Here is a 16,335-nt window from a genome sequence, read left to right as displayed (position 1 = left end):
AGCGCGGGCCCTACTTGCCCTCGCGCGTGTACGGCACGCCGTCGGCGGCGGGCGGCGTCGACCGCCCGACCACGCCCGCGACCGCGACCAGCGTCAGCACGTACGGCAGCGCCTGGAACAGCGTCGCCAGCTGCGGTGAGAACTGCGGGAGCCGCTGCGCCAGCGCGCTGGAGAACCCGAACAGCAGCGTCGCCGCCAGCAGCCCGCCCGGCCGCCAGCGCCCGAAGATCAGCGCGGCCAGCGCGATGAACCCGCGCCCCGCGGTCATGTTCTGCGAGAACGAGTGCACGAAGCCGATCGACAGGAACACGCCGCCCAGCGCCGCCAGGCCACCCGACGCGATCACCGCGCCGTAGCGGACCAGGTACACGCTGATGCCGACCGTCTCGGCCGCGCGCGGGTTCTCGCCGACCGACCGCAGCCGCAGGCCCAGGCGCGTCCGGAAGATCACCAGCCACACCAGGATGACCGCGACCAGCGAGCCCCACACGAGCAGGTTCAGCTGCTGGATCGCCTGCCCGATGAACCCGAGGTGCTCGGTCGGCAGGTTGATGTCCGGCGTCGCCGGGAGGTTGTCCGGCGTGCCCTGGTCGCCGTAAGTGTCGACGTACATGTAGCCCGTCAGACCCAGGGCCAGGAAGTTCAGGCCGGTGCCGACCACGATCTGGTCCGAGCGCAGCGAGATCGCGAAGACCGCGTGGATCGCCGCCAGCGCCATCCCGGCCAGGCAGCCGATGATCACGCCGCCGACCCACGTGCCGGTCTTGTCGGCCCCGTAGGCGCCGAAGAACGCGCCCATCAGCATCATGCCCTCGAGCGCGATGTTGACCACGCCCGCGCGCTCGCTGACGAGGCCGCCTAGCGCCGCGAACGTCAGCGGCGTCGCGTAGCGCAGCATCGCGGCGCAGAGCGCGCTCCACGACACCACGACCTCGAGGTTGTTGACGCCCGACCTCGTCGCGGCGAACGCGCCAAGCGCACCGAAGATGCCCGCGGCCACCGCGCCGCCGCCGATCCGCCGCTCGCCGCCGCGCCAGGCGACGACGCCGCAGAACAGCGCGATGAAGCCGATGACGTAGGACGGCACCGCGGTCCGGACCTCGAACGGCGGCAGCGTGATCACGAACGCGATCACGCCGAGCGCAATGCCGCCCCAGCCGATCCAGCCCGCCGGCGTCACGCCGCCGCGGGCGCCGTCCTGCGGCGCGCGCAGGTTGGTGGTGATCGACTGCGTGCCGCTCATGCCGTCACCTCAGCCGGCTGCGCCGGCGTGGCCCGCCGTCGCCGGATCCTCAGCTTGTTGTAGATGATCAGGATCAGGACGTCCGCGCTGACGAACAGCACGACGAGGCCCTGGATCACCGTCGTCAGGTTCTGCGCCAGCTCGGGCTCGAACACCGCCGGGTCCAGGTTGCGCACCGAGGTGCCGGTGATCAGCGCCCCGAACAGCAGCGCCGCCAGGCAGGTCCCGATCGCCGTGTTGCGCCCGAGCAGCGCGACCGCGATCCCGTAGAACGCCAGCTGCGTCCCCTGGACGTCGTTGGTCGCCAGGTGGAACTGCCAGCCCAGGACGTCCAAGGACCCCGCCAGGCCCGCCAGCGCGCCGCACGTCGCCATGACCAACACGTAGGTCTTGCCGACCTTGATCCCCGAGTACCGCGCGGCCTCCGGGTTGAAGCCGACCGCGCGCGCCTCGTAGCCCTTGGTGGACCGGTTCAGCAGCACCCAGTAGACGACCGCCGCGGCGATCGCGATGAAGATCCCGATGTGCAGGCCCTGCAGCTCCGGATCGCCCCAGAAGACGTGGAGCTTGGCGCCGCCGACCACGTCGTTGGAGATCGGGACGTCCCTCTGCGCGTGGTTCTGCAGCGGCCCGCCGAGCGAGAACAGGTACACGCCCAGCCAGATCGCGATCCAGTTGAGCATGATCGTGGTGATGACCTCGTTGGCACCGGTCACCGCGCGCAGGAAGCCGGAGATCCCGGCCCAGAACGCGCCCGCCAGCGTCGCGAGCACCATGCACACCACGACGTGCAGCAGGTGCGGCATCCCGGCCCACGACGAGCCGGCCCACACCGCCACGATCGAGCCCACGATGTACTGGCCCTGGCCGCCGATGTTGAACAGGCCCGCCCGGAACGCGTAGCCGACGGCGAGCCCGAGCAGGATCAGCGGCCCGGTGATGATGAGCGTCTGCTGCAGGTTGATCGCCGCGGTCACGCGATCGTCCTTCGACGTCCACGGGAACAGCCACTGCAGGCCGGTGCCGTTGAAGATCGCCTTGTAGGTGTCGATCGGGTTGTGGCCCGTGAGCAACACGACCAGCCCACCGATCAGGAACGCCAGCAGCACCGTCAGCAGCGGCGCGACGATCCCGCCGGCCCTCATCGCCACCTGCATGCGCCCGCCGACCGTCGCGCCGTCGCCCGGCGTGACCGGCGCGGGCTGGAGGTCGTACTCGGGCTGGGCCGAGGGCGGGGGTGGTTCCGGAGCGCCCGAAGGCGGCTGCTCGTCGCTCATGCCTGCTGCGCCCTCCCGGCGCCGGAGCCCGAGCCCGAGCCCGTCATCATCAGGCCGAGCTCCTCGTCGGAGGCGGTCGGCGGCAGCTCGCCGACGATCCGCCCGTCGTAGATCACCAGGATGCGGTCCGCCAGCGCGCGGACCTCCTCCAGCTCGAGCGAGAACAGGAGGATCGCGCGGCCCGCGTCGCGCTCGGCGAGCAGGCGGCGGTGCACGAACTCGATCGCGCCGACGTCCAGGCCGCGGGTCGGCTGCGCGGCGATCAGCGCGTCCGGGTTGCCGGACACCTCGCGCGCGATGACGACCTTCTGCTGGTTGCCGCCCGAGAGCGAGCGCGCGGGCGTCTGCGGGTTGCCGCCGCGCACGTCGAACTCGCTCAGCAGCTGCCTGGCGCCGTCGAGCATCCGCTTCGGGTTCAACAACCCCAACTTGGTGCCCGACCGGTAGTCGTTGAGCGCCAGGTTCTCGGCGAGCGTGAAGTCGAGCACGAGGCCGCGCGCGTGGCGGTCCTCGGCGATGTGGCCGACGCCGGCCTCGCGCGCCGCGCGCGGGGAGACGTTCGTGATGTCCTTGCCCTTGATCCGGATCGTGCCGGCCGCGACGTTGCGCAGGCCCGCGATCGCGTCGATCAGCTCGGTCTGGCCGTTGCCGTCGATGCCCGCGACCGCGACGATCTCGCCCGCCGCGACGGTCAGCGACACGCCGTCGACCGCCGGGAGCCCGCGGTCGTCGATCGCGTGCACCGCGTCGATCTCCAGCAGCGCCTCGCCGGGCGTGCCGGGCTCCTTCTCGACGCGCAGGACGACGTCGCGCCCGACCATCATCCGCGCCAGGGTCGCCTCGTCGGCGCCCGCGGTGTCGATCGTCCCGATCGTCCTGCCGCGCCGCAGCACGGTCACGCGATCGGCGACCTCCAGGACCTCGTGAAGCTTGTGCGTGATGAAGACCACCGAGGTCCCGGCGTCGCGCAGCCCGCGCAGCACCTCGACCAGCTCGGCCGTCTCCTGCGCCGTCAGCACGGCGGTGGGCTCGTCGAGCACCAGGATCTTCGCGCCGCGATCCAGAGCACGCAGGATCTCGATGCGCTGCTGCATCCCGACCGAGACGTCGGAGACGCGCGCGTCCGGGTCGACCCTCAACCCGTACTTCTCGCTCAGCTCCCGGGTGCGCTTGCGTGCGCCCGCGATGTCGAGCAGCCCGCGCTTGGCCGGCCCCTCGTTGCCGAGCACCAGGTTCTCGGCCACCGTCATGACCGGGATCAGCATGAAGTGCTGGAAGACCATGCCGATGCCCTGGTCCATCGCGTCGCGCGGCGACGCGACGGTGGTGACCCTGCCGTCCACGAGGATCTCGCCCTCTTCGGGCGACAGCATGCCGTAGACCACGTTCATCAACGTGGACTTGCCGGCGCCGTTCTCCCCCAGCAGGGCGTGGATCTCCCCACGCCGCAGCTGGAGGTCGACGGCGTCGTTGGCCGTCAAAGCGCCGAAGCGCTTGGTGATGCCGCGGAGCTCGAGAGCGAGCCCCGCGGCACCGGATGCGTCAGTTGGCGTCACAGCCGCCAGAGTACGACTTGGGCTACTTGCCCGGGACCGTGTCGGGCGGGGTGACGGAGCCGTCCTTCAGCTTCGCCGTGACCGCGTCGACCTGCGACTGGTACCTGGTGCCGGCCGGACCGATCTTGCCGATGCCCGCGCCGCCGTTGGAGACCTCGAACGTGGTGTTCGCGCCGCCCCTGAACGAGTCGGTCTGCGCCGCCTTGATCGTGGCGACGACGGCCTGGTCGACCTTCTTGACGGCCGAGGTCAGGATGTGGGAGCCGAGGTAGGCCTGGTCGGCGTCGACGCCGATGCCCTGCTTGCCCTTCTCCTTCGCCGCGTCCAGCGCGCCGAGGCCGCACTGGCCCGCCACCTGGAAGACGACGCCCGAGCCCTGGGCGATCTGGTTCAGCGCGATCTCCTTGCACTTCGCCTGGTCGACGAAGTCCTGGGAGTAGCCGTTGAGCGTCTTGATGCCCGGGTCGGCCGCCTTGGCGCCGGCCTGGTAGCCCGCGATGTAGTGGTCGACCGGCGGGATCTTCTGACCGCCGACGGACGAGATCGTCCTGATGTTGTTGTCCTTGGCGTACAGGCCGGCGAGGTAGCCCGCGATGTAGCCGGACTGCTGCTCCTTGAAGAGCAGGCCGCCGACGTTGGTCGGCTTGCCCTTGAGCGTGGTCGCGTCGACGTCGATGATCGCGAACTTGGTGTTCGGGAACTTCTTGGCGACGGTGTCGACCGCGTCGGCCATCAGGAACCCGACGCCGATGACGAGGTCGTACCTCTGCTGAGCCAGCGTCGAGAGGTTCGGGATGTAGTCCGCGTTGGACTTCGAGGTCAGGACACGGCCCTGGATGCCGAGCGTGGACTCGGCGGTCTCCAGGCCCTGGTTGGCCAGCGAGTTGAACGAGCGGTCGTTCAGACCGCCGATGTCGGTCACGAGACCGACCTTGATCTTCTTGCCGGCCGGAGCGGCCGCCGTGGACGTGGTGCCGGACGCAGCGGCCGACGACGAGGTCGTCGAGCTGTTGTCGTCCGAACCGCAGCCTGCGGCGGCGATGAGGATGCCGGTCATGCCAATGGCGGCGATGACTCGGCGGGTGGAACGTGCGCGCACTTGCGAGAGAACTCCCTCTGGGATTGAACGGGACTACTGAGGGACAGCGCGGCCGACCCTGGCCGCGCGCGCAGGCTACAGGTCCGTTCGGCGGTCTGGTTGGTTGACCACACCTTCAATGTCCGAGAAGGCCGCATTGAGCGCGGTTTCGGTGATGGTTCCCAGGTCTTCCAGCGAGCATCCCAGGCGCTCGTGGGCCAGCTCGTACTCACGGCCGATCGTCGTACCGAAGTACGGAGGATCGTCCGAGCCAAGCGTCACGGGCACTCCGGCGGCCATCAGCGCGCGCAGCGGGTGCTCCTCGTAGGTCGGATAGACGCCGAGGACGACGTTCGACGTCGGGCAGACCTCGAGCACGATCCCGCGTTCGGCGAGATCCTGGACCAACGAGGGGTCCTCCACCGCCCGAACACCGTGCGAAATTCGCACGACCCCCGGAAGCTCCAGGGCGGCGCGGATCGACTCCGGGCCCGCGTGCTCGCCCGCGTGGACGCTGCAGCCGAGGCCGGCCTCGTGGACGATCGCGAACGCGCGGGCGTAGTCGGAGGCCGGGAAGCCCGCCTCGTCGCCGGCCATGTTGAAGCCGACGACGTAGGGGTGGTCCAGCGCGACCGTGCGCCTGGCGACGTCCTCGCAGTCGGCGACGCCGAAGTTGCGGACGATCGAGGAGATGATCCGGCCGGTGATGTTGTGATCCCGTTGGGCGTCGTCGATCCCACGCGCGATGCCGTCGAGGTGCTCGTCGTCGGCGAGGCCGACGTGCTTGCCGTGGTCGAGGCTGGCGATCAGCTCGACGTAGACCGCGCCCTCGGCCGCGCAGGCCGCGAGGTACTCGTAGGTGACGTCGCGGTAGTCGTCGCTGGTCCGGATCGCGGAGGCGGCCTTGTCGTAGGACGCCAGGAAGTCCAGGAAGTCGGTCCAGGCGAACGTGCCGTCGGGGCGGAAGAGGTCCGGCGCGAGCGCGATGCCGTTGCGGTCGGCCAGGCGCTGGATCAGGTCCGGCGTGGCCGTGCCCTCGAGGTGGACGTGGAGCTCGGCCTTGGGGATCGACGCAACGGTCTTCGGGTCGGTCATCGCAGCACCTCCGCCACGATCGGGGTGATGTCGGCCCGCCCACCCGCGGAGTCGCCGACCGTGATCGCGGCCTTGACCTCGGCCGCCGCCGCGTCGGCGCCGGCCTCGTCGCGCGCGTGGACGACCGCGAGCGGGCGGCCGCCGCGGGCGACCGGCGTACCGACGCCGGAGACCGCGTCGAGCCCGACCGCCATGTCGATGACGTCGCTCTCGACCTTGCGCCCGCCGCCGAGGTTCATCACCGCGATGCCGAGCGCGCGCGTGTCGTGCGCGACGACGACGCCGTCCTCGTCCGGGAAGACCTCCCGGATCACCGGCGCGCGGTCGAGGTGGGCGTCGTAGTTGTCCATGATGTCGGTCGGCCCGCCGAGGGCGGCGACCATCGCGCCGAAGCGCTCGGCCGCGGCGCCCGAGCGCAGCGCCTCCTCGGGATCGCGGTCGCCGATGCCGCCGAGGTCGAGCAGCGCGCGCGTCAGCTCCAGCGTGACCTCGACCAGCCGCGGGTCGCCGTTGCCGGGGTCCTTGAGGATCTCGATCGACTCCCGCACCTCCAGCGCATTGCCGGCGGTCGCGCCGAGCACCTGGTTCATGTCGGTCAGCAGCGCGACGGTCGGCAGCCCGGCCGCGACCGCGACGTCCACGAGCGCGCGCGCGAGCGCCTTGGCGTCCTCGTACTCGCTCATGAACGCGCCGTTGCCGTGCTTGACGTCCATGACCAGCCCGCCGAGCCCGGCCGCCAGCTTCTTGGACAGGATCGAGGAGACGATCAGCGGGATCGCCTCGACGCTGCCCGTCGCGTCGCGGATCCCGTACAGCTTGCGATCGGCCGGGGCGAGGTCGTCGGTCTGGCCGCCGATCACGCAGCCGACCTCGCGGACGACCCGGCCCATCAGGGGCCCGGACGGCGTCGCGTTGTAGCCCGGGATCGCCTCCAGCTTGTCGAGCGTCCCGCCGGTGTGGCCGAGGCCGCGGCCGGAGATCATCGGCGTCGCGCCACCGCACGCCGCGATCAGCGGCGCGAGCAACAGCGACACCTTGTCCCCCACGCCGCCGGTCGAGTGCTTGTCGAGCACCGGCTTGTCGATGTCCGACCAGTCCAGGACCGTCCCGGAGTCGCGCATCCCGAGCGTGAACGCCGGCAGCTCCTCGGCGTTGAGCCCGCGGAAGTACACGGCCATCGCGAACGCCCCGCACTGCGCGTCGCTCAGCGTGCCGTCGCCGATCCCGCTCGCGATCCAGCGCAGCTCGTCCGGCGTCAGCGTCTTGCCGTCGCGCTTGTCGCGCAGCAGCTCCTTGGCGGCCCGCATGCTCAGTGGTACTCCTTGACGAAGTGCGCGAGGACGCGCTGGAGGTCCTGCGCCGCGATCGCGGCGTTCTTGAGGGTGTGCTCGTGGGAGAGCGGCTCGTCGCCGAGGCCCTCCGCGAGGTTGGTGATCGCCGAGATCGCCGCGACGCGCAGCCCGCAGTGCCGCGCGACGATCGCCTCCGGCACCGTCGACATCCCGACCGCGTCGGCGCCGAGGGTCCGGAACGCGCGGATCTCGGCCGGCGTCTCGAACGACGGGCCGAGGACCGCGAGGTACACGCCTTCGTGCAGCGTCACGCCCTCCGCCTCCGCGGCGGCCTGCAGGAGCCTCAGCAGATCCTTGTTGTAGGTGTCGCCGAGGCCGACGAAGCGCGGCCCGATCGCGTCGTCGTTCGGGCCGGCCAAGGGGTTCATGCCCTGGAAGTTGATGTGGTCGGTCAGCGCCATGATCGCGCCCGGCTTGGCGTCGGGGTTGATCGAGCCGGCGGCGTTGGTCAACACCACCGTGTCGGCTCCCAGCGCCCGGATCGTGCGGATCGGCACCGCGACGGAGCTGGCGGGGATGCCCTCGTAGAGGTGCGCGCGGCCCTGGAGCACGACGACCGGCGTGCCTTCGAGCGTGCCGAGGACGAGCCGCCCGGCGTGGCCCGGCACCGTGCCGACCGGGAAGCCGGGCAGGTCGGTGTAGGGGATCGACGTCGCGTCCTGCACCGCGTCGGCCAACCCGCCGAGGCCGGAGCCCAGGACCATGCCGAGCTTCGGCGTGACGAACCCGTCGCCGGCCGCTTCGCGGATCGCGTCGGCGGCCTCGGTGGTCCAATCGCTCACGACTGCGCTTCCTCCAGATCGAAGGCGTAGGGCAGGAGGTCGGCGAGCGTGACGGTCCTGCGCACGCCCTCCGGCCCGGCCAGGTGGATCTTGGTGTCCTTGCCGGCGAACTCGCTCAGGCGCTGGCGGCAGCCGCCACAGGGGACGATCAGCTCGGTGTCGGCCATCACGACCGCCTCCTCGATGCGGTGCCCGCCGGCCGCGACGAGCGCGCCGATGGCGCTGGCCTCCGCGCAGGCGCCCTGCGGGAAGGCGCCGTTCTCGACGTTGGCGCCGGAGTGCAGCGCGCCGGTCTCGTCGCGCAGCGCGACGCCGACGTGGAAGTTGGAGTACGGCGCGTAGGCGCGGTCCATCGCGACGCGCGCGAGCGACACCATGCGGTCGGTCGCCGCGCCGGACGCCAGCAGCAGGGACGCGTAGCCGGTCGCCTCGACGTCCTCGTCGGCGATGTCCAGCACCTGACGCAGCTCGGCGACCCTGCGGTGCTCGCCGGACAGGTCGGACTCGGCGGGCGCGACCGCCTCCAGCTCGACGAACGTCCCGAGGCCGTCGACCTCGTCGAGGTGGATCCGGACGTCCTGCCAGAGCAGCAGGCGCCGGAACTTCTCGACGACCACCGTCGTACCGAGCGACGCGTCCAGCGCGACCTTCAACGCGCCCGGATCGGGCACGTCGACCAAGTGATAGGCGCTGGTCCGCGCCTGCGGGTCGTCCGCGCGGGAGTAGTCGATCAGGAACGCGGACCACGGCCCGTCGCCCCGGCGCTCCTCGCGGAGCTTCAGCCGCCCCTCGCGCGCGGAGAAGTAGGTGTCGCGCTGGGTCAGGACGCCCTGGTCCTCGGCGCCGTGGGCGAGGGCCGCGGCGAGCGTCTTCTCGGGGTCGGCGTCGCGCGCTTTGAGCTCGACGTTGCGATTGGGAGCCATCGGCGATTGAACGTACTACGTGCTACGTGCGACCTGGCCATCGCCGAACGCCGCGACCTCGGATAACGTCCGCCCACCGATGGAAGGACTCCGCGTCGTCGACCACCCCGTGATGGCCCGGGCCGTCACCGAGCTCCGTGCCGCGAGCACGTCGCGCCGCGCGTTCCGCAGCGCGATGGCCGACGCGGCCTCGATGCTCGCCTACGAGGCGCTGCGCGACGTGCCCGTCCGGGAGGTGGAGGTCGAGACGCCGCTGGAGAAGACCACGGGGTCCAAGCCCACCAACATCATGATCGTCGCCGTGCTGCGCGCCGGATTGGGCATGGTCGACGGCTTCCTCCGCTTCGTGCCCAATGCGTCGGTCGGCCACCTGGGCATGCGCCGCAACGAGGAGACGCTGCAGCCCGAGGACTACTACGAGTCGCTGCCCGACGGGATCGAGGACTCGACGATCTTCGTCGTCGACCCGATGCTCGCGACCGGCGGCAGCGCGAAGGCGGCGCTCGACCGCATGCGCGCGAAGGGCGCCCGCGACCTGCGGCTCGTCAACCTGATCGCCGCGCCCGAGGGCGTCGAGGTCGTGCGCGAGGCGCATCCGGAGGTCCCGATCACGGTCGCCGTGCTGGACCGCGGCCTCGACGAGCGCGGCTACATCCGACCCGGTCTCGGCGACGCCGGGGACCGGCTCTTCGGAACGGACTAGCGCCCGATGGCCGGCGACGAGCAGGACGCCGCGCGCCCGCTCCCGCTCTCGGGCGGCGCGCCGCAGGGCGGGCACCTGCCGAAGGGGCGGCACGGGCTCTCGCGCGCGTTCATCGCGTCCAACCAGCGCGAGCGGCTGCTCGACGCGATCGCCAACGTCGTCGCCGAGAAGGGCTACGCGGCGACGCGCGTCGCGGACATCACCGACTACGCCGGTGTCTCGCGCAAGACGTTCTACGAGCTGTTCACCGACAAGGAGGACTGCTTCCTCGCCGCCTACGACGCGATCACCGCGCTGCTGATGGACCGCATGGCCAAGGGGCTGGCGGCCGTCGCGGGCGGGTCGTGGGAGGACCAGGTCGCCGCGCTGCTCGGCGAGTTCCTGCGCTTCCTCGCCGCCGAGCCGGCGTTCGCGCGCATGTGCATCGTCGAGGTGCTCGGGTCCGGGCCGAAGGGGCTGGCCAGGCGCGACGCCGCGATCGAGGCGTTCTTCCCGGTCGTCGACCAGATCCCGCGCTCGCAGCCGGGGTCGGAGCGGTGGCTGAGCGAGACGACGCCGATGTTCGTGACCGGCGGGATCCTGGAGGTCGTGTACTCGGTGATCCGCCGCGGCGAGACCGAGCGGCTGCCGGAGTACGAGGAGGACCTCACGCGGCTGGCGTTCCGGAGCTACCTGTACACCAAGGAGTGGGAGGCGATGCAGCGCGCCAAGGAGGCCGACGCGCGCTGAGCAACGCCGACCCCGCCCCGCCCCCGCTTCTGACCGCCGATGCGCTGCTCGCGACCGGGCCGCGCGGGGTGGTCTTCGGGCCGGTCGGGGTGACGGTCGCGCGGGGCGAGGTGGTCTGCGTCGCCGGGCCGGGCGGGTCCGGGCGGACCGCGCTGGTGCTGGCCCTGGCGGGGCGCTTCAAGCTCGCGGGCGGGTCGGTCGTCGTCGATGGCGCCGGTCCGGACGTGCGGCGCGCGGTGGCGGTGGCGCGGGCGGGCGACGCGGTGACGCTCGACGAGCTGTGGACGGTCGGCGACGCGATCGCCCACCGTGGCGTGCTGGCAAGGCGCGGCGTCGAGGAGGGCGTGCGCGCGCGGCTGGTCCGCGCGGGCGTCGAGCTGGCGGGCTCCGCGCCGCTGTGGTCGCTGAGCGCCTTCGAGTCCTTCATGTTGGACCTCGCGCTGGCCGCCGCCGAGGACACGCCGGTCGTGGTCGTGGACGACGTCGATCGCGGCCTGACGCCCGGCGACGAGCGCCGCGCCTGGATCGCCCTCGAGGCGCTGGCAGGCGACGGCCGCGCGGTCATCGGCGCGACCCACGACGCTTCCGCCGCCCGCGGCCTCGCGAGCAAGACCATCACCTTGGGAGCTTCCCGCTGATGGCCGCCTTCCGGCTCGCCCTCTTCGAGCTGCGGCGCTTCCGCGGGCCGTTGCGGCGGGCGGCGTTGGTGGTGTTGTTGGTCGTGCCGTCGCTGTACTCGGGCGTCTACCTGTGGTCGTCGTGGGACCCGTACGGGCACCTGGACCGGATCCCGGTCGCGGTCGTCAACGAGGACAGGCCGGTCGAGGTCCAGGGCAAGAGGGTCAACGCGGGCCAGGACTTCGTCGACCAGCTCAGGGCCAACCCGGAGTTCGACTGGCACTTCGTCGATGCGGGCCAGGCGATCGGCGGGCTCAGGGACGCCAGGTACTTCTTCGTCATCACGGTCCCGCCGGACTTCTCGGCCAAGCTCGCGTCGGTCTCCGGCGGCAACCCGGAGCGCGCGTCGATGCAGATCACGCTCGACGACGCCAACGGCTACATCATCGGGATCATCGCGGCGTCCGCGCAGTCGAAGATCCAGGCGCAGGTCAACGCGGCGGCGCAGACGGCGTACCTGCAGGCGTCGCTCGGCTCGCTGTCGGACATCAAGCAGCAGCTCCAGGCCGCGGCCGACGGCGCGGCCAGGCTGCGCGACGGCGCGAGGACCGCGCACGCGGGCGCCAAGAAGCTGTCGGGCGGCCTGGTCACGCTGGAGTCCGGCGGCAAGCAGGTCGCGGCCGGCACGCAGGAGCTGGCGACGAAGGCCGGCGCGATCGACGCGGCGCTGAAGCGGCTCGACGCGCGGCTGCCGAAGGACGACGCCGTCAGGGAGGCGCTCGACGCGCTGGCGACCGACCACCCCGACCTCAAGGACGACGCGCAGTTCAGGGCTCTGCAGAGGCAGGTCGACGGCCTCGGCGCCGCGCTCGACGCGCAGGCCAGCGACGTCCGGACGACCGTCAGGGACGCGGTCGCCGACATCGACAAGCTCAACTCCGGCGCGCAGAGGGTCGCCGACGGGATCGGGGACGCTCACACCGGCGCGGCGAGCCTCTCGTCCGGGCTGGCGAGGCTGCAGACCGGCGCGACGACGCTGGCCAGGAAGCTCAAGGACGCGGCGAACAAGGTCCCGTCGCCCGACGCGGGCGAGCGCTCCAGGGACGCCGACGTGCTCGCCAACCCGGTCACGGTCAAGTCCACCAACCTGCACCCCGCCGACGTCTACGGGCGCGGCGTCGCGCCGTTCTTCCTGTCGATCGGGCTGTGGGTCTTCGGGCTCGTCGCGTTCCTGCTGCTGCGCCCGATCGCGGGCGAGGCGCTGGCCTCGCGCCTGCGCAGCGTCACCGTCGCGCTCGGTGGCTGGCTGCCCGCGGCGCTGATCGGGACGCTCGCGGCCACGCTGATGTTCGGGGTCGTCGAGGTCGGGCTCGGCCTGGACGCGGACCGCCCGTGGTTGTTGGTGGCCTTGCTCTGGCTCGCCGCGTGGGCGTTCATCGCGCTGCTGCACCTGCTGCGCGCCGCGCTGGACGCGGTCGGCTCGGTGGTCATCCTGGTGCTCCTGGTGCTCCAGCTCGGCGGCTCCGGCGGGCTCTACCCGCTGCAGGTCGCGCCCGGCTTCTTCGACGTGCTGCACCCGGTCCTGCCGATGACCTACACGATCGACGCGTTCCGCTATGCCATCTCGGGCGGCGAGACGTCGCACCTCGTGCGCGACCTGATCGTCCTCGCAGGACTGCTGATCGGTGCTCTGGCGCTTACGACTTTCGCTGTGTCGCGCCGCCGCGCCTGGACGATCGACCGCCTGAAGCCCGAGCTGGAGCTCTAGCGGCGCGCAGGATCGCCTGCTCGCGGACGCGCGCCGCGGCGATCCGCTCGGCCTTGCGCGCCGCCTTGCCCTCGGCCGAGGCGGCCTCGATCATCGCCGCCAGCTTGCCCCAGCCGGGGTAGCTCGCGCGCCACAGGCTCTCCACGAACGCGCGCCGCCTGCGCCCGCCGACCGCGCGGATCAGCCGGACCTCGGCGAGCTTGCCGAGGTGCCAGTTCATCGCCTGGTTGCTGAGCCCGACCAGCTCGCCCAGCTCGCCCGCGCCCAGCGGCCGCCTCTCGGTCTCGACCAGCACGCGCAGCCGGGCCGGGTGGCCGTAGGCGCGCCAGAGGTAGTCCTCGGGCATCAGCGCGAGCAGCTCGGCGGCGGTCGGGGGCGGCGGAGGGTCGTACATCGGACGCGCCGACGGTAAGCGCGCGCCGATCCCGTCAAACCCCTGACAATCGGTCCACCCCTCCTTCCCCCGCTCAGGATTCCCGCCTATCGTGCTGAGCAACGACAAGCGATAAGGGCTTGCTGAGCATCATGCACGAGGAGCAGATCACGGTCACGGAGCTCGCGGAACGCACTGGTTTGGCGGTTTCCGCGGTCCGCTACTACGAACGCGCGGGGCTGCTGCCGCCGCCCTGGCGGCACGGTCGCGCGATCCGCTATCCCGCCTCGGCGGTCGAACGGATCAATTCCGTCCGTCACGCGCAGGCGGCCGGTCTGTCGCTCTCCGAGATCAGAGAGCTGTCCGTCTTGGGAGAACTCCTACAACTACGTCAGTAGCGCGAACGCGGTCCCGGCGACGCCGGCGAGCAGCAGCGTCTCCACCACGCCACGCCTGAGACCCAGCAGCGCGACCGCCGCGCCGGCCAGGATCACGCCCTGCCACCACTCGGTCAGCGCGAGCGCCAGCGGGATCGCCGAGCCGAGGATCGCGCCGAGCGCCGCGGGCGCGGCGCCGTCGATGAACGCGCGTGCGCGCCGGTTACGCAACAGCGCGTGGAAGCGGTCGGCGCCGCCGAGGACGAACAGGAACGACGGCGCGAACGCGACCGCCGCGGCGAGCAGCCCGCCGCCGACGCCGTGCGCCGCGTAGCCGACCGCGGCGACCGTGTGCGTGACCGGCCCGGGCGTGACCTGGCCGAGCGCGACCGCGTTGAGGAACTGCGTGCCGGTCATCCAATGGTGCTTGTCGACCGCGTCGCCCTGCATCAGCGGGATGATCACGAAGCCGCCGCCGTAGCTGAGCGCGCCGACCTTCAGCGCCGTCCAGCACAGCGCGCCGAGCCCGCCCGCGCCGGCGGCCACCGCGAGCGGCAGCGGCATGATCGCCGCCACGCCTCCGCGCATCCGGACGGCCAGCGACGCGAACCCGCAGGCGAGCAACACCACCACCAACCACGGGCCGACCGTCGCCGCCGCCAGGCCGCCGAGCAGGATGTACAACAACCGGTCCCTGCGCCAGGTCCGGCCGATCAGGTCCAGCCCCGCCTTGACCGCGACCGCGGCGACCGCCGCGCCCGCACCGGCGCCCGCGCCCGCCAGCCACTGCGGCGGGCTCGCGGCCAGGAACGCGGCGGCCAGCGCGAGGATCAGGACCAGGCCCGGGACGATGAACGCCAGGCCGCCGATCAGCGCTCCGCGGCGGCCGCCGACGCGGTGCGCGCAGTACACCGACAGCTGCGTCGACGCCGGCCCGGGCAGCAGGTTGACGGCCGCGATCGCGTCCTCGAAGTCGGCCGCGGCGATCCAGCCGCGGCGCTCGACGCACAGCTCACGCAGCAGCGCGATGTGGGCCGGTGGGCCGCCGAACCCGACGCAGCCGATCCGGCCCCACTCGCGCGCGATGACGGTGAGCGGAACGCGCACGCGTGGATCCTACGTCCAGTTGCGGTTCTTCTTGAGGCGATCTTCAGCCTGTTCACATCAGGTCTTCAGCGATGCGGCCGATGATGTGCTCATGGACGCAGAGCTGACCCTCGAGCAGGCCCGGGAGATCAACCTCCTGCGCCGGTGCCATCCCGGCGCCGAGCTCCGCGTCCACGAGCGCTCATGGGGCGTCCTGGTCGAGGTCCGCCGCCGCAACCACGTCGTCGCGCTGGAGCGCTTCGAGTACGGCGGCGGCGTCGTCCACGACGCCCCGATCCGCTTCGCCGCGGCCGCCTAAGTCGCCTTCGTCAGGCCGCCGTCGATGACGGCGTGCGAGCCGGTCACGTTGCCGCTGAGCGGCGACGCCAGCAGCAGCACCTGCGCCGCGACCTCCTGCGGCGTCGTGAACCGGCCGGTCGCCATCGCGGCCTCGGCGCCCGCCCTGACCGCGCCCGGGTCCGGCGCGCCGCCCGCGGCCGCGACCTGCGCCGCGACGCCGTCCCTGCCCAGCCAGAGATCCGTCGCCACCGGTCCGGGCCAGACCTCGTTGATGCGGATCCCCTTGGCGCCGAGCTCCTGCGAGAGCGCCTTGGCGACTGAGGCGAGCGCCGCCTTCGACGCGGAGTAGTCCAGGACCAGCGGGTCCGCGATGATCGCGTTGATCGAGTTGACGTTGACGATCGCGCCGGAGCCGCGCTCCAGCATGCCCGGCAGCACCGCCCGGATCGCGCGCACCGCGGCGTAGAAGTTCAAGTTGATGGTCTTCTCGAAGGCGGCGTCGTCGATCGTCAGGAACCCACCCGGCCGCGTCGGCGCGCCACCGACGTTGTTGATGAGGATGTCGACCCGCCCGCGCAGCTCGATCGCGTGCTCGATCAGCCTGGCCGGCCCCTCCGGGCTCGCCAGGTCGACCTCCAGCGCGTCGAGCCCGTCGTGCTCCGGCATGTCCGCGACACCGCGCGCGCCGACGACGACCTTCGCACCCTCGGCCAGCAGCGCCTCGGCGATCGCCAACCCGATGCCCTTGCTCCCGCCGGTGACGACGGCGACCTTGTCCCGCAGCTCCAAGTCCATGCCGTCGACCCTACGGGGGTGCGTGAGCTGGCGCTCGCGGCCGACGACGATGGCGGCGGTGCTGCGGCGCGGCGGTGGGTGGTGTTCAGCGCGGCCGTGTCGGTGGGAGTGCGGGGCGTGGGTTGGGAGGGCATCGATGGGAGAAGGCGTTGGCGGTCGCGCCGCCGCTGGCGGTGTGGCTCGGCGTGGTGGCGGTGCGGGCGGGTCTCCTTGGGCCTCGCGTAGGGCTCCGGGCGCCGTTCGGGCCCGAACCCAAGCGTCAACGGTGCATAGTGGTTCG

At 72.0% G+C, this 16,335-nt stretch carries 17 protein-coding genes; 6 read left to right on the top strand and 11 right to left on the bottom strand.

Annotated features, from left to right (window positions below; genetic code table 11):
* Window positions 1-10: 10 nt before the first annotated feature.
* The 8 genes from H030_RS0112325 to cdd form a co-directional block, all read right to left on the bottom strand.
* Window positions 11-1,243 carry an ABC transporter permease gene (locus H030_RS0112325; RefSeq protein WP_051222516.1) on the bottom strand — a complete coding sequence of 411 codons (1,233 nt, stop codon included), beginning with the start codon at window positions 1,241-1,243 and terminating at the stop codon, window positions 11-13.
* Entirely contained in the window at window positions 1,240-2,520 is a 1,281-nt protein-coding gene (locus H030_RS31620; RefSeq protein ID WP_051222514.1) for an ABC transporter permease, read from the bottom strand. Before H030_RS31620 ends, H030_RS0112325 begins: the two co-directional genes overlap by 4 nt.
* The gene (locus H030_RS0112315) at window positions 2,517-4,076 is read right to left on the bottom strand and encodes an ABC transporter ATP-binding protein (protein ID WP_051222512.1); all 1,560 of its coding nucleotides are present in this window, start codon (window positions 4,074-4,076) and stop codon (window positions 2,517-2,519) included. The genes H030_RS31620 and H030_RS0112315 overlap by 4 nt, the downstream gene beginning before the upstream one ends.
* 22 nt (window positions 4,077-4,098) lie before the next feature.
* On the bottom strand, window positions 4,099-5,133 hold the full coding sequence (locus tag H030_RS0112310) for a BMP family lipoprotein (RefSeq protein WP_051222510.1): 1,035 nt from the start codon (window positions 5,131-5,133) through the stop codon (window positions 4,099-4,101).
* A 117-nt stretch (window positions 5,134-5,250) separates the two neighbouring features.
* Window positions 5,251-6,249, bottom strand: coding sequence for an adenosine deaminase (gene add, locus H030_RS31615; protein WP_035127591.1), 999 nt, complete (start codon window positions 6,247-6,249; stop codon window positions 5,251-5,253).
* The gene (locus H030_RS0112300; RefSeq protein WP_027006329.1) at window positions 6,246-7,556 is read right to left on the bottom strand and encodes a thymidine phosphorylase; all 1,311 of its coding nucleotides are present in this window, start codon (window positions 7,554-7,556) and stop codon (window positions 6,246-6,248) included. The genes add and H030_RS0112300 overlap by 4 nt, the downstream gene beginning before the upstream one ends.
* Window positions 7,557-7,558: 2 nt before the next feature.
* Entirely contained in the window at window positions 7,559-8,383 is an 825-nt protein-coding gene (locus H030_RS0112295) for a purine-nucleoside phosphorylase (protein WP_027006328.1), read from the bottom strand.
* Entirely contained in the window at window positions 8,380-9,306 is a 927-nt protein-coding gene (cdd, locus tag H030_RS38420; protein ID WP_081690770.1) for a cytidine deaminase, read from the bottom strand. Before cdd ends, H030_RS0112295 begins: the two co-directional genes overlap by 4 nt.
* Window positions 9,307-9,385: 79 nt before the next feature.
* Between cdd and upp the strand changes: the two genes are divergently transcribed.
* From upp to H030_RS0112270, 4 genes are all read left to right on the top strand, one after another.
* Window positions 9,386-10,009, top strand: a complete 624-nt coding sequence (gene upp / locus H030_RS0112285) for a uracil phosphoribosyltransferase (RefSeq protein ID WP_027006326.1) — start codon at window positions 9,386-9,388, stop codon at window positions 10,007-10,009.
* Window positions 10,010-10,015: 6 nt separating this feature from the next.
* The gene (locus H030_RS31610; protein WP_051222508.1) at window positions 10,016-10,738 is read left to right on the top strand and encodes a TetR/AcrR family transcriptional regulator; all 723 of its coding nucleotides are present in this window, start codon (window positions 10,016-10,018) and stop codon (window positions 10,736-10,738) included.
* Window positions 10,739-10,806: 68 nt separating this feature from the next.
* Window positions 10,807-11,376 (top strand): ABC transporter ATP-binding protein, encoded by a 570-nt coding sequence (locus H030_RS0112275; RefSeq protein WP_231398429.1) that lies wholly within the window; start codon window positions 10,807-10,809, stop codon window positions 11,374-11,376.
* Entirely contained in the window at window positions 11,376-13,124 is a 1,749-nt protein-coding gene (locus tag H030_RS0112270; protein ID WP_027006324.1) for a YhgE/Pip family protein, read from the top strand. Before H030_RS0112275 ends, H030_RS0112270 begins: the two co-directional genes overlap by 1 nt.
* Here the strand turns inward: H030_RS0112270 and H030_RS31605 are convergent.
* Window positions 13,054-13,518: an ArsR/SmtB family transcription factor gene (locus H030_RS31605; RefSeq protein ID WP_035127588.1), complete on the bottom strand. Its 465-nt coding sequence runs from the start codon at window positions 13,516-13,518 to the stop codon at window positions 13,054-13,056. The genes H030_RS0112270 and H030_RS31605 overlap by 71 nt on opposite strands.
* Before the next feature lie 131 nt (window positions 13,519-13,649).
* Here H030_RS31605 and H030_RS31600 point away from each other — a divergent pair, with 131 nt between their 5' ends.
* The gene (locus tag H030_RS31600) at window positions 13,650-13,895 is read left to right on the top strand and encodes a MerR family transcriptional regulator (RefSeq protein ID WP_051222506.1); all 246 of its coding nucleotides are present in this window, start codon (window positions 13,650-13,652) and stop codon (window positions 13,893-13,895) included.
* Here the strand turns inward: H030_RS31600 and chrA are convergent.
* Entirely contained in the window at window positions 13,884-14,981 is a 1,098-nt protein-coding gene (chrA, locus tag H030_RS0112255; RefSeq protein ID WP_027006323.1) for a chromate efflux transporter, read from the bottom strand. The genes H030_RS31600 and chrA overlap by 12 nt on opposite strands.
* Before the next feature lie 91 nt (window positions 14,982-15,072).
* Here chrA and H030_RS0112250 point away from each other — a divergent pair, with 91 nt between their 5' ends.
* Window positions 15,073-15,279, top strand: coding sequence for a hypothetical protein (locus tag H030_RS0112250; RefSeq protein WP_027006322.1), 207 nt, complete (start codon window positions 15,073-15,075; stop codon window positions 15,277-15,279).
* On the opposite strand, the gene H030_RS0112245 is transcribed toward H030_RS0112250, so the two are convergent.
* Entirely contained in the window at window positions 15,276-16,055 is a 780-nt protein-coding gene (locus H030_RS0112245) for an SDR family NAD(P)-dependent oxidoreductase (protein WP_027006321.1), read from the bottom strand. The genes H030_RS0112250 and H030_RS0112245 overlap by 4 nt on opposite strands.
* Window positions 16,056-16,335: the final 280 nt, after the last annotated feature.

Source organism: Conexibacter woesei Iso977N (assembly GCF_000424625.1).
Classification (GTDB): Bacteria; Actinomycetota; Thermoleophilia; order Solirubrobacterales; family Solirubrobacteraceae; genus Baekduia; species Baekduia woesei_A.
The sequence above is the reverse complement of the archived record's forward strand: the minus strand, read 5'-3'. Positions and strand labels throughout refer to the sequence as shown.